This is a genomic window from Hungatella sp. L36 (assembly GCF_014288035.1).
Genome location: NZ_JACOPC010000013.1, coordinates 58,604 through 79,496, shown reverse-complemented (window position 1 = coordinate 79,496; position 20,893 = coordinate 58,604). Strand labels below are relative to the sequence as shown.

The following is a 20,893-nucleotide window of genomic DNA, read 5'->3' as shown; positions in this document are numbered from 1 at the left end:
ATATAGAATAAACGGATTATGGGTGAAAGAAAATGGACGATCTAAAAAAATATAAGGTGTGTCCGGTTTGCGGCGGACATAATGATCCAAGATTGATGGAATGTGATACCTGCGGAACCGATCTGATGGGAATACCGGTGGTGGATGCTGCTCTGGAAAAGGTAACCGCGCCAAAAGGCTCTGCTTATGTACGTATCTGTGAATGCGGCCATGCGAATCCTTCCCAGGCCAGAAAGTGTGAATCCTGCGGAGAAGATATTTCTGATATTATTCCTATGGAAAAAGAGTCAAAACAGACGTTGCAATACAGACTTTGTGATTTGGCAGGACAGTATGAGTACCCAATTCCACAGGGGACTGCGGTGATTGGACGTGAACATGAGATGCGGGAGTATCTGTCAGAAAAAAGTTATGTCAGCCGTGCTCATGCAAAGGTGATGCTGAATGAAGAAGGCCTATTTATTGAAAATCTGAGCAGAACAAATTATACGTATGTTAACAATATTCGTATCTGTGATGGGAAGGTGCCTTTAAAAAATCAGGATGAGGTATCGCTTGGCGGTATTTCCTTAAATGGGACTCGTCAGGAGCAGGCCGCCTATTTCCGGGTGGAGACAATCGAATGAATGTGGCCAGAGTGCTGTATCCTGTGGAGGTACTGGGGCCGGGGAAACGGGCGGCAGTCTGGTTGTGTGGCTGTCCGCATCGATGTACAGGCTGCAGCAACCCCGAATTGTGGGAGATGAGACCGGAATATGATATACAGCCGGAAACACTGGCTGAAATGATAGGAGCGGTCGTGACGGATCAGGGAAAAAGGGTTGATGGGATTACAATTACGGGAGGAGAACCATTTTATCAGGCAGGAGATCTCGAAAGGCTGTTAAATCGGTTGAGATGCTTCACTGGGGATATTCTCGTTTATACAGGATATACGCTGGAAGAGCTGGAGGCAAGTAAGGATCCTCGAGTAAAACGTGCTCTAGATCAGATTGATGTCCTCATCGATGGGAGATATGAAGAAAATAAAAATACAGGTGTGGCAATGAGGGGGTCTTACAATCAACGAATTTACGTACGGAACAGAAAACTGGAAGGCGTATATGAGGCATACCGGAGTCTCCCAAATCGAATTCAGAATTTTACTGCGTTAGAAGGAGTCATATCTGTGGGAATCCATTCTCCGGGTTTTAACGCGGAGGTGGAGAAGAGGGCGGCGGAGAAAGGAATGGTGATGCAGCGTGGAGAGTCATGAATATATGGCAAAGTGGCATCGGGAGCTCGAGATATTTACAAAAATCAAACCAATCATAATTCTGGATGGGAATGTCCTGGATGTCTATCAGTACCCTGTCGATGGGACGACTGTGAAAGGCTCTATTGTCCGCCTTACGGATTATCTGTATTACTTTTTTATGGATCGAGGGTATAAAAGTATTGTGGAATACGATAGTCTTCAGGGGTTCCATAATGACTGCAATCCGGATATGGTAGATTCTTTCGCAGAATTGTGCGGGGCAGGCGGCACAAGCCGCACCATGGCGAGAAGTGCCGGCACGCAGGGGGCCAGCCGCAGTGTACCATCCGGGTATTCAATTGCAGCGCCGTTCAAAGGTGCGGGTAAAGGTTCGGCGCCTGATCTTATCAGGAAAAGTATGGCGCAGCATGAGCGGCCGTCGGCAGTTATTCTAAATATGGCCTCCCGTTATATCCCAACGCCGGACAATCTGACGCAGGAGGAGGTAGACAGCTTTACTTCACTGGTTCATGGCTCCCTGGAAGCGAAGGATGTTAGAAGCGGAGATGGAACTCTGAAGAATGTGCTTGTTATGGTTGTAAACAAGCTGAACGATTTGCCTGCGTGGTTCTATCTTCAGAATCCGAATGTAAAGACAATTTCCATCAATACCCCTTCTAAAGAAGAGAGAGAGCTGCTGGTAAAAGGTGATAATTTCGAGACATTTTTCGAAAAAATGACTTACCAGGAAGACAAAGCATATTATGAGCAGAATCCTCAAGAACTGGAGAAAATTCAGGACAAGTTTGTGGCACTCACTTCAGGATTTTGTTTTACAGAGTTAAATGGATTAAGACGGTTGTGTAAAAATGAAAGACTGCATATTCATGAAATGTGTGAGGTGATTGATCTATATCGCTATGGAATTCGTGAAAATCCATGGAAGCTGCTTGATTTAGATGAAATAAGAAATGGTAAGACACATTTTGAGGAACGGGTGAAAGGGCAGTCTGTTGCACAGGAAAAGACACTGGATATTATGAAACGTGCGATTGTGGGGCTGTCTGGGGCACAGGGCTCGTCCCATAACAGGCCGAAAGGAGTTCTTTTCTTCGCTGGTCCTACTGGTACGGGAAAGACGGAGACTGCAAAAACACTGGCAGAGATTATTTTTGGACATGAGGATCGGTGTATCCGGTTTGACATGAGTGAATACAGTCAGAGTCACAGTGATCAAAAGCTTTTGGGAGCCCCTCCAGGTTATGTGGGCTATGAGGCAGGAGGGCAGCTGACCAATGCTGTTCGTGAAAATCCATTTTCTATCCTGTTGTTTGATGAGATCGAGAAGGCACATCCATCGATTCTGGATAAGTTTCTTCAGATCTTGGAAGATGGGCGTATGACGGACGGCCAGGGACGGACGGTCTATTTTTCAGAGTGCATCATTATATTTACCAGTAATCTCGGGATCTACACTGTGGATCAGTATGGAAGAAGACAGGAAAATGTGTCCATGGATATGGCATACGAAGAAGTATCTGCCAGAATACGTTCTACGATTGAAGAGTACTTTAAGTTGCAGCTGGGACGTCCGGAAATCTTAAACCGTATTGGAGATAATATCGTTATTTTTGACTATATCAGAAGAGATGTGGCAGATCAGATTTTAAACAGTCAGTTGAAAAAAATCTGCCGGACAATGGCTGATGAAAAGCAGATTACTTTAGAAGTTTCGGCCGAGAGCCGGGAAACACTGAAGGAATATGCTTACAGGAATCTTCAGAATGGAGGCCGGGGGATTGGCAATGTCGTGGAGAGCATGTTTATCAATCCGCTTTCCCGCTTCCTGTTTGACCACAACGTATTTGACAATGCCCGTGTAGAGGTCCTGGCAATTGATACGATGAGTTCTCCGGCAGTAATTTCCGGGAAGATCCGTGAAAACGCAGAGGAGGGGGAGCGATGAAGGTATATGCAGCAACCCAGAACGGTATTCATAAAAACAGGAATGAAGACCGTGTTTTAATTGGCAGTACAATTCTTGCCGCAGGCGAGTACAGTTTGGAAATGCCATCTGGAATCGTTGCCGTTGCGGACGGTGTGGGTGGAAACAGGGCGGGGGATACTGCTGCCCAGTTTATTTGCAACTGTCTTGCAATGAAACCAGAGATATCGGAAGGATATTTTCAGGCGATTAATCAGAAGCTGATTGCAATAGGGGGTGAACATGAAATCTGGAAGGGTATGGCGACGACACTTTCCGGTATCATTTTTACGGAATGCGGGAATCAGATCTTTCATGTGGGTAATACCAGAATTTATGCTTTACAGGCCGGTTCTTATCTGAGGCAGCTTACAGAGGATGATACAACAGTCAACTATCTTGTCCATTCTGGAAAGATGACGGAAGAGGAAGCAGAGAATTACCATGCGCGCAGTGAGATTACCGCCTGTTTTGGAGGCGGCGATCAGAAACTGCTTCGGATAAAGCGGAAGAATATAGAGGGAAATCGGACTTATCTGATGACAACGGATGGAGTTCATGAAAAACTGTCTGTTGACGATATGGAAGATTTCTTTGCAGCCGGCCAGGATTATGCTGCCGTATGCAGAAATATCCTTGATGCGGCGGTTCAGGCCGGAGCAGAGGATGACTGCACTGTGGTTGTGGTGGAACAGATTATGGAGTAAAGGATATTGCTGAGGCAGCAAAAGAATCGCTTTTGCTGCCATTTTTATTCCGTGTAGGATTTATTTAGAATGTAAAAATCCGTTTCTCTGTCCATTTAAGCCGAAATCCCAACCTTGCATCCCCCAACAGAATATGCTATGCTGAGTATGCTCTTACACTAGCCAGACATACGATACCATGCCGCGCTGCGCTGAGCCGTCAAGGCGCCGGGCATGCTTATAGGGGGTGTATAATACTGCAGCTAATAATACCATATTCAGGAAACAGGAATGTATCCTGTTTTTTTTGTTCGCATAGGAAGGAAAATATTTCCTCTGGCAGATTAGAGCGATGAAAGAATTTCACAGAACAGCAGCCATCTTGAAATATGATGATGAGACTGGAAAACTTAATAATATTCCTGTTCATAAACAAGATCACGAGAGCGGGAAGATTCCATTTACCCTTTTAGCGGAAGAATTGAATTGTGCCAAAACCCGGAATTGCGAGGACGAAGTATAATATCCAATAAAAGCGGATGGAAGGAAATCAGGTGTTTAAATATCCGGGCGCAATGGATATTTGAATTCCTTTTTTTTATTTGGGTAAAATAACAAAGACATCAATAATCATTATCGGAGACCATAATCGGAGGACATCATGAGGAAAATAGGAAAACAGCTTATTACGATAGAACTGATTGACAATTATTGCGCGTGGCTTGCGGGCTGTGAAAAGAGTGAGAAGACCATTCAAAAATACCGGTATCACCTGATCCAGTTTATGAAATATCTGGATGGGAGGCCAGTGACGAAAGAACGGGTATTAATATGGAAGAAATATTTGAGGGGACATTACGCGCCAATCTCTGTAAACGGCGCGCTGACGGCGTTAAATGGCCTCTTTCAGTTTTGTAACTGGAAGGACTGTACGGTGCGCTTTTTAAAAATCGGAAAGGCTTCTTTCTGCCAGGAGAGCCGGGAGCTGTCTAAGGAAGAGTATTTGAGACTGGTCGAGGCAGCGGCCCAAAAGGGCAACGAGAGACTGGCGCTTGTGATTCAGACCATCTGTGCCAGCGGAATCAGAATATCGGAGCTTGCCTACATCTCGGTGGAGGCGGTTCAGAGAGGCAGAGCGGAGGTGGAGTGTAAGGGGAGAGTGAGAACCGTCCTTTTGACCAAAAATCTGTGCACCATGCTGCAGCAGTATGCGATGAGGAAAGGAATCACAGAGGGGGCAATATTCAGAACCAGAAACGGAAAGGTGCTGGACCGCAGCAATATATGGAGGGAGATGAAGGCGCTTGGCGCGGCGGCATGCGTGGAACGTGACAAGATATTCCCGCATAACTTAAGGCACTTATTTGCAAGGACGTACTATGAGGCTGAAAAGGATCTGTCAAAATTAGCGGATATTCTGGGACATCAGGATATTAATACGACGCGGATCTATACGATGGAGAGCGGAAACAGACACAGACAGCAGCTGGAGAAATTAGGGCTGTTGGTTACATCATACAACCGATTATCTCTTTTGTTGTAAAATATAGAAATAAAAATTAGAATTCATCCTGATTATACTACATATTAATTTTAAAATCCATATTTTCCTACATTAATTTTTGTTTTTCGACACAAAAAGCAGACCGAACAAATTCAAAATTTCGATCTGCCTTATAATCATGCAATTTTTTGATCGTTTCTGCGGTTTAATCCGCGGAAACGATTTTTTTTCCTTCTTCTTCCAATATTTTACAACAAAAGAGATATTCGGTTGTAAACCGGGACGGAGAACGAAGGATGAGGAAAATCAGAGAACCGTGTGCTACCGGTTTATCGGGGAAATTACGCGTGGAATCGGGTATGGATTGATGGGGGGTGGAAATATTGCGATATTACATGGGACAAGAGCCTGGGCGGACACAGGTGGAAGCTGGTCCCGGAAGAAGAGATGGAGAGAGATTCCATGCACGAAAAGCTGTGACCGGACACGGGACATGCCGTGGAACACCCTCGAGCCGGAAGTGCCGCAGGATGACCGAATTCAGAAAAGCGGAGAGACGGCGGCGGGTTCAAAGACGGATGATGAAGCTTGTGACTGTGATGAGCACGGTGGTGGCTGTCCTGACAGCGGGATATTCCTTCGTTTCCGAAGGGGCGCTGGAACCGAAGGAAATTCTGGTACCGCCCCTCGTCATCACCGTGTCCGAGGAGGAGGCTCCCGTAGGTTCGGGGCCTCCGCCGGCCGCCATGGAGGAGTCCGCCCAGAGCACCTCTGAGGCCGACGCCATTCCTGCACCCCCCACATACCTCGGAGAATTCGAGATCACCGGCTACTGCAGCTGCGATATATGCTGCGGGAAAAAGGACATGAAGCTGACAAAGATGGAGACCGTCCCGAAGTCAGGCTATACCATAGCGGTGGATCCGCAGGTGATCCCGCTGGGGAGTTACCTCGAGATCGAGGGAGTGACCTACAGGGCGGAGGACATTGGACAGGCGATAAAAGACAGGAGCCTTGACATCTTTTTCTCCTCTCACGAGGAGGCAATCGAGTTCGGGCGGCAGAAAAAGGATGTGTATTTAAAATAATCCCTTTCGAGGGTTTACATAGATAAACAAATGAAATTGGAAGGATAACAGGATGAAAAAAAGGAAGATTGCATTGACGGCGGTTGTACTTGTAACGGCTGCCATACTCCTTTCGGAAACTCAGACCGGAATTGCATATGCGGTGGAGGGCTGGGAGAGCGCCGGCGGAGAATGGAGGTATTTAGATGACCAGGACCAGCCGGTGACTGATGTATGGAAGCAGTCAAAGGAAGCCTGGTTTTACCTGGATTCGGCCGGACAGATGGTAAAGGACCGTTTTATTGACCGGGGCAGCGGCCTGTATTACGTGGACGCAGATGGAAGACGCGTTCAGGGCAGCTGGGTCTGGTCAGATGGAAAACGGCAGGAAGGTTATGAGGAAGGCTGGTACTATTTTGGCGGCAATGGAAAGGCATACCGGAGAGCCGGCGGTTTTAAACGTGAGATAGGCGGAAAAACATACGTGTTTGATGAGAGCGGGAAAATGCTCACCGGATGGCTGAATGAGGAAGGCCGCCCTCTGACAGAGGACGAAAATCCATTGACAGAGGGCGTGTATTACGCCGGTGAAGATGGGGCGCTGTGGAGCAGCACCTGGCTGGATTACGGTTCCATGGAGCTGGGGGCCGCCGATGAATTGGAAAGCAGCGTAACGGGACGGGATTACACCGAGTATAAAGAGCTGTGGCTGTATTTTGACAACAACTTTAAACGGATAAAAAGCAGCGGGGACAGGGTGAAGCAGAAGGTGATCAACGGCGCAACCTATGGTTTCGATGAATACGGCATTATGCTGCCGTGGTGGAGCCGGGTAGCCAGTGTCAGCGACGCGGACAGAAGCAACCCCACCAGCTCGGAATCTGCAAAATACTTTGCAGGCTATGACGGCGGGCGCCTGCTGCGAAACACCTGGTTCTGGATGTGCCCCTCCGAAAATCTTGACGAACAGGATTACAGCAACGGGGAATACAGCTGGTGGTATACCGATCAGGACGGAGAGGTTTACCGGAACCGGATCCGAAAGGTCAACGGCAGGAACTACGCGTTTGACGGACTCGGAAGAATGCGTACGGGATTCGTGCTGTTTGATGGGAAAGATACCTTTGTAGCCCAGTATGACACGGATGACTGGACTTCTGAAGATTTTAAAAACGGAGACCTTTACGGATTGGAAAAGGCGGATTTGTACCTGTTCGCGCCGGATGAACTGAATGACGGTTCCATGCAGACCGGCGGGGATATAAAGGTGGAGCTGTCCGATGGAGTCTTTACCTTTGGATTTGGAAGCAGCGGCATCGCTTACGGCAACCGGAATAAGATTCGCAAATGGAAAAATGCCTACTATATTAATGGCCTGAAACTGGAAGCGGATAAAGAGTACGGGTATGGCGTCGTTTGGGAGGACGAGGATATTTACCGGGTGGTCGATACCAGGGGAAATGTGGTATCCGGACAGAAGAAGGTGGTAAGAGACAGGGACGGAGGCTGGCTGATCATCCTGAACGGACGTTTTGCCGCCAGGACAGACGACAGCTCAAAGCCGAAGTGGCATAACGGCGAGGAAGGCGAGGGATTTTACCACTACGACGGGAGCAATAAGGACGATAAGTATTCCGGAGGCCTCATTGCCGGATACGATTCGGAGCCGGTTCTGGATCAGCTGCCCGCCGAGGAACGATTGAATTTTGAGTAGAAAGAGGTTGGAGACAATGGATGGATTTCGAAAAGGCAGATTGCCGGCAGTTATGAGAAGGCTGCTTCGGAACGTAAAGAGGGGCACCGCACTGCTGCTGGCAGTCACCCTGACCCTTTTGCCGTCGGTACCGGGCACGGCTATGACAGCCTGGGCCGCGGGCACAGAGCTTCAGCCTGCACAGGGGATGAAGACCAATGGCGGCGGATTGACGACTGCTTATAAGTGGAATCAGGGATCGGCCGGAAAATTTGACATAGAAGGCATCGAAAATGCCGCTTTAATCGGTTCTGATAATCCCTACACGGGAGACAGGTCAAAATCTGTTATCACCACGTATGCCCACCAGGGATATGAGACAGTGATACAGAAACAGGGCGGCGCAGGAGGAAGAAAGAATGTAGCCATATCAACCAACGGCGGAGTGCAGACGTTTGACGACCTGGGGGTTGAAGTACAGATGAAGGTCTACCCCAGTCTGGATCAGAAATGGATTCTGGTGGACTACATTGTATATAACAAAACCAATGCGGATAACCCGATTCAGCTGGCCAGCGGTACGGATGTTCAGGTGGGAGGAAGAAGCGGGGCGGGTGCGGGAGACCCGGCGGACTCCTCCACTCTGGAAGCCAATAGCCGCGGGTTTCACATGGTCAATGAACAGACGCAGCAGACCTTTGACTGTATCTACAATGACAGCAGTCTGGGGGTGACAGAGCCTACAACGAAATGGGTAGGACAGTATAACAGCAGGTTTAATTATTACTTCACGGATGGACCGCACCGCGTAGCGGGGCTGGATTCGGGGCTTACCTATTCCTGGACTATCCCGCTCCGCCCGTATGAGACGGCAGTCCGCCGGGTGGCGTTTGGAGCCAAAGGGCCGTCCTACTATGTGTCGGCCGCCCACGGAAACAACAGCAATGTAGGCGCTTACGATACACCGTTACAGACGATTGAAGCTGCAATCAACAAGATTGGCAGCAATGTAGGCTATATCTATATACAGGATTACGGCGAACTGACGTCAACGGTCAATATTCCGTCAGGCGCCAATATCACGTTTATGAGCTCAGATTACAACCGCTCAGGAACGCCGATCGACGATATCATCACACTGCACAGAAGCTCCAGCCTGGTGTCGGGACCGATGTTCAATACCAACGGAGGCACCATGCGTTTCAGCAATCTTGTGCTGGATGGCAGCAAGGCCGGGGCAGCAGGCAACACCGCTCCAATCCTTACTGGAAACACCGGAACGATCGGTGTGATGAGCGGGGCGGTGCTGCAGAACAATCAGGTAACCGCGTCCGGCGTGGGAAGCGCCATTCAGGCAGGCGGAAGCGTGAACCTGGAGATGAATTTCGGAACGATTACCGGTAATGTCACGAAGGACCGGGGGGCCGTGAATTTTGAAAGCACAGGGAAATTTACGGTACAGAACCGGATCGTGATTGAGGACAATACGAATGAAGGCGGCGCAAAGGCCAATGTCTATCTGGCCGCCGGCAAATACATGACGGTAGAGAGCGACTTGGATACCACGAGCATCGGTGTGACGACCGCCCAGCTGCCGGAAGCCTCGGCCGGGGGCCTTTCTACACAGGCCAATCAGGAAGTAAAGATAGCTGTGCCGCTGACGGGAAGCGCGGTGAATATATCGCCCAGTCCGTTTGTGGATAACTTTTTCGCAGATGGAGCAGGCAGTGACGGAACCGGACTCTACATAACCACCGGTACGGCCAATTTACCGGGAGCGGGAGCAAACCATGACAGAAACACGGTATTGAAGAAAAATGGCTATCAGATTACATCCTTCATCAAAGATGTAAACACAGGCGGCGGCATCACAGGAGCGCCTGCGATACCGGCAATTACCCGTGGATCGGGTGAGGCGGTAGAGATTGCCGCGCCGCCGCAAGTGACAGGATATGAATTAGAAGGCGTGACCATTGATCAGGGGGCATTTACCTCGCTTCAGGCTCAGCTCACACCGGGAAGTGATTTTGGAAAAGTAACAGGAACCATGCCGAACCAGGATGTAACGATTGACTACGAGTACAGAAAGGTGGATTCCAGCATTAATTTCGAGGCAAACGGCGGAACGCCGGCACCGCCTTCCCTGACAGGAATGGCCGGCAACAGCGTCAACGCACTTCTGCCCAGTGTCAGCCGGTATGGCTATCGGTTCCGCGGCTGGAGTACGGTAAATGACTGGAATAACCCGAGCTTTATTACGGGACTGCCGGCAGTATTTCCGGATACACCGATTACGTATTACGCGATTTTTGAAACGGACCCCAATGTGAAGTTTAACTATACTGTGGAATACTCCAATCAGAACGGATCGATTGTATTCCAGACCAATACTTCAGAAAATGCATACAGTGTGGAAACGCCGATCCAGGCACAGAAGAAAACGATACACGGCTATGTATGGAACCTGGCAGACTCAGGAACGACGCCGGAGACGTATAACTTTAACGGGACCAGCGTCCCGATTGGTACGTTTAACGGGTCAGGCGGGCAGTTTGAAGGAAAGATGCCGGGGCAGGATGCCACGGTGCGTTACCGCTACCGGGTGGACTACGGCAACACAGCCGCGCAGTCGCAGCTTACGGTACGCCATCAGACTGCGGGAGGAGCCGTCGTCTCGGCCGATCAGACCAGCGGCCGCTATCCGGAGGAGGCGATTACCGCCGGTCCGGTGACGAAATACGGGTATCAGTGTGTGGATGCGCGGATTGACGCCGGGGATACGGCAGACGATGCCGATGGAAATCTGGTCAGCGCCCTCACCGGTGCATTTGACGGGAGCTTCCAGTACCAGGGCGTGATGCCGAACCAGCCGGTCACCATTACCTATATTTATGAGCCGACAGAGGAAGGCTATCCCCTGACCGTGGAATATGTGGACAACCAGACACAGGATGACAGACTGAAAAATATCAGGGAACCGCTGCGCCACATGCATCAGGCGGAAGAACCGGTAGGACTTGCCTGTGCGCAGGGCGGAATGGAATACCAACAGCCTTACGGCTACAGCCTGGCGGCTAAGGCCATCAGTCCGGTGACCAATAAGATCAGCTGGAGCGGAAATGATTTTACGGGAACCATGCCGAATGACAGTGTGACCGTGAAATACAGCCATAGCCGTACCGCATCCCTTTGGGCGGACATTACCTACCGCGCAGGAGCCGGCGGAACGCTATCCGCGGCGGACGGGATGTCTCTGGATGTACAGGCTGTTGGAAACGGCAGCTTCCGGACCAGCGCTCTGATTGATGACGGAAGTGAACAGGGAGCGGAAAATGGCTATACCCTGAAAACATTGACAGACAAAAAACTGATGCCGAAAGGCGATGCGAACAATTATTACCGTTTTAACGGATGGTTTGTGGATGCAAACAGCAATGGAATGCTCGACGGCGGTGAGACACTGCTTGGAGAGGACTACCACATTACCGGTGATACGGTATTGACGGCGTATTTCGGAGAAGATCCGGATAAATGGGTGGATATCCGTTTTGAGGCGGGCGCCCACGGCACCATCAATGCGGGAGAACCGGTGAGCCTTCATACCACCTTTGACAAGAAGTGGGGAGACATCACAGGCAGCCTGCCGCAGTACACCCCGGAGGTAAATTACCTGACCGTGGGCTGGTATGCGGGATCAACGCCTGTAAATGGGGAACTCGGTCTCGTAAACGGGCAGACGTATACCATCCGTTTCCGTCCGGATCCCGATGTATTTGGAACGGAAGTGGCCCAGCCGGAAGTGCTGGCCGGTTTAAACAGCCAGGGAAAAGGCCGCGTCACCGTGTTCCACACAACGCAGGGATATCAGTATATTCTGACAGACACTGACGGTAAGATTCTTAAGGTGCTTCGCGGAAATGAGCTGTCCGGGCGCGTGGCGTTTGATGACCTGTATCCGGGCGCGTATTACCGGATCTATGAGGCCGATGAGTATACCCAGGTCCAGACCGGCGGTCAGATCGACGAGATTACGGAGCAGTTAAGCGCGCCGGCAGAGGCGCTGACGCCTGTACTGGAGACGAATTACCAGATTATCTATGATGAGAAAGAGGAAGGCAAAACCTGCCTGGTGATCAAACCCGCGGATCCTGATTCGGAATACGCGGTGCTCGACAGCAATGGCCATGTGGTGGAAGTGCCATCCGCCGGCGCAGGCGGCTGGAAGAAACCGGCCGGAAGCCCGGCTTCCCTGGAATTTGCGGGACTGGATTATAACCAGGAGTACACGGTGGTGGCCCGCCCTGTGGGACAGACGGACATTACGGCGGAGAGCCGGAGAGAGGCAGGAAGCGTCATAACAACCGATCCGGGCGCAGAACTGGAACTGCCTGAATATATCGTTGAGGCGGTAAACGGACAGATCCTGCAGGTGGCGGATGAAACCGTCGGCGAAGAGCGGTACGAGAAAGCCCATAAGGGTGACCGGGTCAGAATTACGGCCGATGCGGCAGACAGTGCGGGGAATCCATTTTCCCACTGGGAGACGACCATCGGAACCGCCGGAAATCTGGGCGATAAGACAACCGCCCGGGAAACCAGCTTTACGATGCCTGGCGCCAATGTGGTGCTGACCGCGGTCTATAAAAAGCCAGTCGCCTCACCGAGCAACGCTGCGGTCGTGGATGAGGTGAGAGGCGGGAGCCGGAAGGAAACAGCGCTGGATCCCAACGAGATTCCAAGGCTGGAGGAAGAGCTGACGACGAACGCGGACCGGGAGCTGATCGATGTAAACCGCGCCGATGTGACGTATAAAATCGTGTACAGAAAGAACGCGGTCAAAGCGTCGGAATCCAATGCGGTAAAAGCCTCCGGCTACTACGACCAGAACCATGAGGAGGCCTATAAGGGCGCCTGGGGACTGGATGTGCTGGCGGAACGGTATGTCAATGGAAGAAAGGTGGCCGGCACCCCGGAACCTGAGGCTTCCTTCCGGACTTACATACAGATGGGAAAAGACGATATCGACATGATGGATTACCAGCTGTATGAAATAACAGAAAACCCGTCAACCGGTGAGACGGAAGCGAGTCTGGTTGATTTGGACTATGACCCGGAGACCACGGGAGGGCTCTTCACCTTCACAGCCCATATTGGCAGCCGATATGTGATGGTATATAACCGGGCGTACCGCGTGTACTTCATAAACAGCGTGGTCCTGCCGATTGAGAACCGGTACCGCTATTCCTTTAAGGTCCGCCGCGAGGAGGCGCCGGATGACATTTATTACAGCGACGCGTACGGCCAGGTGGCGGATCAGGTGGAATACTTTGTGAGCCCCACCGGAGCGGAATACAGCTATGAAGGATGGAGCTATGACCAGAACCGGTTTAAGGAGTTTGACCCCTCCGGAGCGATCCGAAGAAAGACGTACGTGTACGCCTATTATAAGGATAATGTAAAAGAAGTGGACGATATCAGAAAGAAGCTGGAGGAGGCGATCGAGGAGGCCATACGGATCAGCGATGACCACTTCCTGAAGCTGGAAGAGAGCGGAAAGCTGAAAGACGCAGTGGAGGAAGCGCTGGAGATCCTGGACCGTGAGAATCCAAGGGCAACGGCCGGTCAGCTGGAAGCGGCTCTGGAAAAACTGAAGGAGAAAACCGAACCGTATGAAAAGATCCTGGATGACCGTTACAACCATTACGACGAGATTCAGGAAGGCGGAAACAAGGGCGGCAACAAAGGCGGCGGCGGTGGCGGACACGGAACAAAACAGAATCCTTTTAACACAAATACGCCGAAAAGCTACGTAGTTGGAACCAACGGAAACTGGGTGGAAGTCAGCGCGCCCGAGGGAGAAGAGAGGCAGATGGCCTTCGTTCTGACCGGAGGAATGCGGTTAAGCGGAATGTGGGCGTGGATCAAGTATCCCGCGGACGGAAGCGGCAATCCATCAGACAGGACCGGATGGTACTATTTTAGTGACAAGGGAATCATGCAGACCGGATGGATCCGGGATAAGGCCGGAAACTGGTATTACTGCAACACGGAAAAAGAAGGGAGATTCGGCAGAATGCAGACCGGATGGCACCACGACACTGCAGATGGAAACTGGTATTACCTGATTCCGGAAGGCGGAATGATGGCTGTGGGCTGGCGAAAGATCGGAGACAAATGGTACTATTTCGAAACGGCCGGAGCGGGAGTATACACGTACAACCCGACTAAGGAAAACTGGAATTTCGGCGGAGGAAAAGGAAGGCCGCTGGGCTCCATGTATAAAAACGAAAAAACACCGGATGGCTTTGCAACGGACGCTGACGGTGCGTGGATTCAGTAGGAGGAACTCGATGAAAAAAAGATTTAACTTGAAAGCAAAGCTGGCGGAGCTTCTGGCGGCAGTCATGGTATTTTCCATGGCTGCCCCGGGTATTCCGGCGTATGCGGTCAACTATGGGGAGACGTCTGTCATTGAATTCGATCCCCAGGCGGGCCCGGGCCTGCTCCATTCCAGCTACAGCGGCGTGCCCAGACGGGCAGACGGGGTCTCCTTTGCCACGGGACAGGCAGGGCATCCGCTGACGGACTCGGCCGATTTTAACGGAATTCCCAGAGAAGATTTTGGGTCCGGGCAGAGGCCGCAAATCCCGGAATTTAATGTCGCATGGGACGGCTACACGTTTGATGGCTGGTATAACGAGGCGGGAAACAAGATTCTGTCCCTGCCGTACGCATTTCCCTATTCGCAGGTGAGCACCTACAAGGCCGTGTGGAAAGGAAATGCGACGAGTCCGTTTCAATTTACGGTGATGCACTACCGGGATTTAAATACCGGCAGAGACAACAACAATAACGGCGCCGATGAGAATGCATGGCCGGCGTCCGGAGCAGCGGATCTCTGGAAGTTTTATGAGTCGCCGGACTGGACGCGGTCGGTTATGGCCAATACCCCGATCTCTGCCACCTACAGGAGAGATATTCCGGGATACCGCTTAAAGTCCGTGCTGATAAAAAATAACCGGGTGCGGAAGTATGAGGAAGCCAGCGGCCAGGGAAGCCTGGATGGCGGGGCCTCCATCAACTCGGCGACAAACGCGGTGCGCGGCAATATGCCCAATGACAATCTGACGGTGGCGTACCGGTATGAACCCGATCCGACGAAGAAATTTGCGGTGAACGTCGAGTATGTGGATTCCTCAGGAACGCCCATCAAGACTCCGGACACCTTTACCTTTCCGGCGGAGGCGGAGATCGATATCGCACCCGCGCAGATCAACGCATATACGCTGCAGAGCAGCGAGATAAAACCGGGCTTTGAGGGGACGGATGACTTAGAAGGCCAGGGAATCTATTCGGCGGCGACGGCAGGCTGCCATTTTGACGGAAATAACCATTTTAAGGGAAAGATGGCGAATCAGCCCATAACGATTACTTATAAGTATGCAATTGATCCCAATTTCCATACGAGGCTTCAGGTAAAGAGGCTGGATAACCATGGAAATCCGCTGGAGGACGATGAGATACGGGATATCACTCCGGCGACTCCGGTCGTGATCGATGTGGAACAGAAGACGGGCTACAATTATCCGCCCAACATTCGATGGGATGAGCATTTTACCGGAAATCAGAACAGTTTCGATCCCAATGCGAAAACCCTTACCCTAAACAGCGACATGCAGGGAGGGATCGTGACGATTACATATAATGAAAACCTGTCGGACGAATCGTACTGGGCGAAGCTTGAGTATTATAACGGCAGCAACGGATCCATCTCCGGGGCGACGGCTCCCCGTTTTAAGAAGCACGGGAATTATACCATCGAAGAACTGACGGATGGCATCGCGGCTTCTCCAGAGTCCCATTACCAGTTTGACGGCTGGTACAAGGCCAATGGAAATGGAAGTGATAAGACGGGAGAGCGGCTGGAGGGAAGTCTCTCCATAACCCAGGCGACGAAGCTGTTTGCAAATTTTGAGGAAGATCCCAATGAGTGGTTTGACTTAAGCTTTGAAGCCGGAAATCACGGATCGCTTACCGGAGTGACCTCGATTCACACAGAAAAAGGCGCGCTGTGGACCTCTTTGAATCTTCCGACTGCCGTACCGGATACGTATTATACGTTTGCGGGATGGTTTGATGAGAGCGGAAACCGGGTGCAGGACAGCCAGACGGTATTGGCTGACCAGCATTATACGGCAAGGTTTGTTCCGGTCAGCATGCCGGACGACGGAATCCTTGCAATGCCGGATGCGAGAGGCACTGTGGCTCAGGATGGGCGGGGAAAGGTCTCCGTATCCGGAGCTAATGAAGGGCGCAGATATGCACTGACGGATGAGAATCACCGCGTGCTGGCGGTTAAGACCGGCGTTCAGCTGCAAAGCAGCGATTTTATCGGATTGTATCCGTGTACAGCCTACTACGCGTATGAGCTGGCCATGGGAGCGAATCCGACCGTCGGAACGATCCTGCCGGACAGCGTGGATCCCCTCGACTTCGGACCTCCTACCCGGGTGACTGTACCGGCCCTGGGCGGCAATTATCAGGTGGGAGCAGATTCCTCAGAAGGTAAGATGCGGATTACCATTGACCCGGCCGCGCCGAATACCCTATACGGCATTCTGGATGCGGAAGGAAACGTGATCCAGGTGCCGGGAGCTGATGAAGACGGCTGGACTGCAGCCGCCGGTTCCGCGGGAGCCGTCTCCTTAGGAGGCCTGGAGCCGGATCAGCTGTACACGGTCACTGCTAAACACGCCGGAGAAACGGCTTCGGCCGCCGACAAACGGATTATGGGAACACAGGTAGCCGTTCTGGGCAGTGATCAGCAGGAGCAGACGTATACGGTATCCCTGACAAACGGCGGATACATCGATGAGATAGTAAGAAACGGCACAGCACTGGAAATAGAATCACACGCTGTGAACGCTGTCGTAAGAAAGGGAGACATTGTAAAGATTAACGCAGATACCACGGATGGAAACGGACAGGCGTTTAAGCAGTGGAATACCCTGATTGGAGCCCCGCAGCTCTTTGCGGCGAGAAGAAATCAGCCGGTGACCATGCCGGGACAGAATGTCGTGCTGCAGGCCGTTTACCAGTCGCCGCCAACGGCCACACCGGGCAATGCATCGGTGGAGTTTTCGCCGAAGGATGGTAAGACAGCTCTGGATTTATCCGGGAACTATCAGGAGAGCCTGATACAGGCGCTGACTGCCAACACCAGCGATCAGACAGCCATGACACAGGGAATCGATGTGGAATATACGGTGAAATTTAACAGAAGGCCGCCGAAGGCTTCGGAATCCAACGCAGTGAAGCAGGAGATGGGAGAGGATGGCGATCTCGTGAAAGTGCCGTGGACGCTGACCTCTTCCCTGACAAGAAAGGTGGGCGGAACCAATAAGGAGCTGCCGGAAGACGGAAACTCCCAGCCGGATATCCGGGTGTACGGTGTGATCGACAACAACCTGCTGGGATATTTAGACTACAGGCTCTGGAAGATCGATGATCCGGAGGGGGCGCCAAGCTGTACGCAGATACCGATGGAACCGGATCCCAACAGCACCGGTGAGGCATTCCGGGGCACCATATCCTTCGATGCCGCGGTTGGGTCTACCTACGTGCTGACGTATTTGAAGGCGCATGAGATAACAATTATAGACGGCAAGAGAGCGGCCGTTCACCGGGTGAAGGTGAAGTCAGGCACCGCGCTGGAAGACACAGAGGAATTTAACGACCTGGCTATTTTTGAAGACTATACAGACCCGGTTACCGGAATTGTATACGAGTATCAGGGGCTTGGAGTATCCGAGTCTTCGGCAGAGTACGATGTGTCGGAACCGGTCACGCGGTCATTGACTCTCCATGTCCGGTACCAGGCCGCGGATGATGCAGAGTGGCAGGCGGCCAGGCGGAAGCTGATGGATCAGATCGCTGTCGCACAGGCACTGATGAACAATACGTCGGTCAGTGAGGAAAACAGACAGATCTTAAGCGCCGCGGTGGATACGGCGCTGGAAGTGGTAAACAGAGTTTACCGGCCAACGCTGGAAGAGCTTTTACAGACCTATGAGGAATTAAAGGGAATCGTGGACACCATCAGTTCGGGCGGCGATAATCCCGACAACCCGGATAATCCCGATAACCCGGATAATCCCGACAATCCGGACAATCCCGACAACCCGGACAATCCCGATAACCCGGACAATCCGGACAACCCGGATAACCCGGGTGGAAATGGCTCCGGCGGTGGTTCCGGTTCCGGCAGATCGGGCAGAGTCCTGGGGCCCGGCCAGTCCTTTAACCGTTACAGAACGTATTTTAACGGAACAGACGGCTCCTGGGTGCAGGGCGGAACCGAAGAACAGAGCGGAACCGGAAGCAACCGATGGATGTTCGTCCTGAAAAGCGGCGCGAGAGTCAAAGACAGCTGGGTGAATGTGAGGTATGAAAACTCGCAGCAGCTTTACACCTACCACTTCGACTCGGAGGGCTGCATGGACACGGGCTGGTATCAGGATTCTGAGGGGCAGTGGTATTATCTGGTTCCTGATCCCGGAAGCGAGCAGGGACGTCTGAAGATTGGCTGGTATTTTGATCAGGAAGCCGGAAAATGGTACTATTTGAACCAGTTTACCGGAGGAATGCTTACAGACTGGCAGGAGCTGGGGGACGGCTGGTATTTCCTTAACCCGGTGAGTCAGCCGGGGCGTCCATACGGATCGCTGTATGTGGGCGAAATCACTCCGGATGGGTATCCGGTAGATGAAAACGGCAGATGGATCAGAGAAACGCCGTAATGGCCCGCTGACGGCAGAAATGATTGTGGGAACACCGGAGAGCGGAAAACAGCGGAACGTGTTCCCACTTTTATTCCCGCGGACAACGAGTCGGGCGGGCGCGCCTGCGGGTCCGTCTGACGACTGCCGCGAGGGTCAAAAACCGGTGGAGAGAGGATAGATGTATGGTAGAAAAACAGGAACTGGAGGCACGGTTTAAGGAGCTGACCGGCACGGACCGGGCGGGGATCATGCTGGTTCTGATTCACGGACAGAAGGAGGAGAAGCTCTTCGGGCAGATTATTAACCGATATTTGAGAAAGCCGGTCTTATTTTACGGAATGGATCAGCTGATCCTGAAAACAGACGAAATTTGTGAACAGATTGGTACCCCCATGCTTTCCATGGCACCCCGTTTTTTGCAGGAAGAGGAAAAGGAACGGTATCAGGAACTGTCCCGGAAGAAAAACGAACTGGAGAAAATGGCCGGAGACTGGCACAGAATGTCTGATCTGTTACAGGCCCAGGCGCCGGCGGCCAGGGAAATTCTTGAGATTCAGGTTCTGTTCCGAGGCAATGCCACGATGCAGGGAAGGTTCCGGTGTCCGATTACCGGCAGAAATTACATCAGTTTTCGCAGTGCCCTGGAGCTTCAGCGGATGCTCAGAGAGGTGGAAATCCAGTTTTGTACCAATAACCGGCCAGACGGCAAAGTGCCTGGCCTGGCCGGCCCAGGGAAGATTTTAAACAGAAAAAAAGGAAGGGTCCTATGATCTGCAGTGAATGCAAACGAAAGAAAAGACAGAAGGACATGGTCTGCGAAATATGCGCCGCATTGGATAAAATGCGGGAATTCGAACAGTTTCAGGAAGAGATGAACTGGAGGTTTTCTTCAGAAAGGAACGAAGTGGGTGCGGTAAGGTGAATGAATATGAAATGATCATAGAAGGGATGCATTTTGGGGTCAGCAAGCATCTTTTTGACAAGCATTTTACCATCCTGTGGGCGAATGATTACGCATACGGTCTGACCGGTTATACAAAAGATGAGTTTTATTTAAAGTATCGCAACCGGGTTGATGAGTATTACCGGAAGGACAGCGAGACGTTTGACTACATGTCCAGTGTGATAGAGGGGGCGTGGAAAAAGCAAAAGGAAGGCTACTTATTCGAGTGTCCGGTAAAACCGAAAAGGGGAAAGACGGTATGGCTCGCCATGAACGGCCGGTTTTCCGGGGAGACCTACCGGGGAGTCCCATTGATCTGGAATGTGTTCTACGATATAACGGACATACGAAGGAGCCGGAAGGAGCTGGAAGAGAAATCAGAGCTGTTAATCAGCGAGCTTCAGAAGGTGGAACAGATGAAACAGTGGCTCACCTGCTTTGTATCAGAGTTAAACGAGGATGTCCACTCCATGGCCAATATCATTGGCGGGCTGTCCGACGTGGCGGTCCTCTCTCTGAACGATCCGAAGCGGTGTGAAGCGTGTTTGAAAGAAATAACGGTGACCAGCAGACAGCTGAGGAAAAAAGTCTGCGGCGCCAGCCGAAATTTTCAGCAGGAGGCTGGTTTAGAATATGAAGTATAATCGTGTGGAGGCGGCCAGGCGGATCAGAAAAAGGCGGAAAGAGCTTGGGCTGACGAGTGCAGAGGTCGCGGATAAAATAGGAAGGGCGAACCACTATTACGGTGATATAGAGCGCGGCACCTGTGGAATGTCCATTGATACCCTGATTGAGCTGACGGAAATCCTGGAGATTTCCTCCGATTACATCCTCTTTGGAAAGAAGACCGGTAATGAAATATCGAACGCTGCCAGGGCCTGCCGCATCCTGAGGCAGTGGGATGAAGGAAAACAGGAGCGCGCGGTGGATTTGATGAAGTATTACCTGGAGCTGGATAAATGATGGCAGCGAATTGATGTTTGGACAGTGCCCATGTA

General features: G+C 51.5%; 13 protein-coding genes and 1 pseudogene. All 14 read left to right on the top strand.

Annotated features, from left to right (window positions below; genetic code table 11):
* The first annotated feature begins 32 nt into the window (after positions 1 to 32).
* On the top strand, positions 33 to 626 hold the full coding sequence (locus H8S80_RS24745) for an FHA domain-containing protein (RefSeq protein WP_002603078.1): 594 nt from the start codon (positions 33 to 35) through the stop codon (positions 624 to 626).
* Positions 623 to 1,255, top strand: coding sequence for a 4Fe-4S single cluster domain-containing protein (locus H8S80_RS24740; RefSeq protein ID WP_002603079.1), 633 nt, complete (start codon positions 623 to 625; stop codon positions 1,253 to 1,255). Before H8S80_RS24745 ends, H8S80_RS24740 begins: the two co-directional genes overlap by 4 nt.
* Before the next feature lie 4 nt (positions 1,256 to 1,259).
* Positions 1,260 to 3,203, top strand: coding sequence for an AAA family ATPase (locus H8S80_RS24735; RefSeq protein WP_002603080.1), 1,944 nt, complete (start codon positions 1,260 to 1,262; stop codon positions 3,201 to 3,203).
* Positions 3,200 to 3,928 carry a PP2C family protein-serine/threonine phosphatase gene (locus H8S80_RS24730; RefSeq protein WP_002603081.1) on the top strand — a complete coding sequence of 243 codons (729 nt, stop codon included), beginning with the start codon at positions 3,200 to 3,202 and terminating at the stop codon, positions 3,926 to 3,928. The genes H8S80_RS24735 and H8S80_RS24730 overlap by 4 nt, the downstream gene beginning before the upstream one ends.
* A 640-nt stretch (positions 3,929 to 4,568) precedes the next feature.
* Positions 4,569 to 5,450 carry a tyrosine-type recombinase/integrase gene (locus H8S80_RS24725; protein WP_002603082.1) on the top strand — a complete coding sequence of 294 codons (882 nt, stop codon included), beginning with the start codon at positions 4,569 to 4,571 and terminating at the stop codon, positions 5,448 to 5,450.
* Positions 5,451 to 5,735: 285 nt separating this feature from the next.
* Positions 5,736 to 5,891: pseudogene (locus tag H8S80_RS35155) on the top strand (transglutaminase domain-containing protein); the annotation flags it as partial.
* Positions 5,892 to 5,941: 50 nt separating this feature from the next.
* Entirely contained in the window at positions 5,942 to 6,499 is a 558-nt protein-coding gene (locus tag H8S80_RS24720) for a 3D domain-containing protein (RefSeq protein ID WP_117632424.1), read from the top strand.
* A gap of 52 nt (positions 6,500 to 6,551) precedes the next feature.
* Positions 6,552 to 8,192 (top strand): PspC-like choline-binding domain-containing protein, encoded by a 1,641-nt coding sequence (locus H8S80_RS24715; RefSeq protein WP_117632423.1) that lies wholly within the window; start codon positions 6,552 to 6,554, stop codon positions 8,190 to 8,192.
* Between the two features lie 16 nt (positions 8,193 to 8,208).
* On the top strand, positions 8,209 to 14,511 hold the full coding sequence (locus H8S80_RS24710; protein ID WP_117632422.1) for an InlB B-repeat-containing protein: 6,303 nt from the start codon (positions 8,209 to 8,211) through the stop codon (positions 14,509 to 14,511).
* Positions 14,512 to 14,521: 10 nt separating this feature from the next.
* Positions 14,522 to 18,970: an InlB B-repeat-containing protein gene (locus H8S80_RS24705; RefSeq protein ID WP_117632421.1), complete on the top strand. Its 4,449-nt coding sequence runs from the start codon at positions 14,522 to 14,524 to the stop codon at positions 18,968 to 18,970.
* 164 nt (positions 18,971 to 19,134) lie between these two features.
* Positions 19,135 to 19,722 carry a tungsten formylmethanofuran dehydrogenase gene (locus H8S80_RS24700; protein WP_117632420.1) on the top strand — a complete coding sequence of 196 codons (588 nt, stop codon included), beginning with the start codon at positions 19,135 to 19,137 and terminating at the stop codon, positions 19,720 to 19,722.
* Positions 19,719 to 19,874, top strand: a complete 156-nt coding sequence (locus H8S80_RS24695; RefSeq protein WP_002603088.1) for a hypothetical protein — start codon at positions 19,719 to 19,721, stop codon at positions 19,872 to 19,874. Before H8S80_RS24700 ends, H8S80_RS24695 begins: the two co-directional genes overlap by 4 nt.
* Positions 19,871 to 20,539: a PAS domain-containing protein gene (locus H8S80_RS24690; RefSeq protein WP_117632419.1), complete on the top strand. Its 669-nt coding sequence runs from the start codon at positions 19,871 to 19,873 to the stop codon at positions 20,537 to 20,539. Before H8S80_RS24695 ends, H8S80_RS24690 begins: the two co-directional genes overlap by 4 nt.
* Positions 20,529 to 20,858 (top strand): helix-turn-helix domain-containing protein, encoded by a 330-nt coding sequence (locus H8S80_RS24685; protein ID WP_002603090.1) that lies wholly within the window; start codon positions 20,529 to 20,531, stop codon positions 20,856 to 20,858. Before H8S80_RS24690 ends, H8S80_RS24685 begins: the two co-directional genes overlap by 11 nt.
* The last annotated feature ends 35 nt before the right edge of the window (positions 20,859 to 20,893 follow it).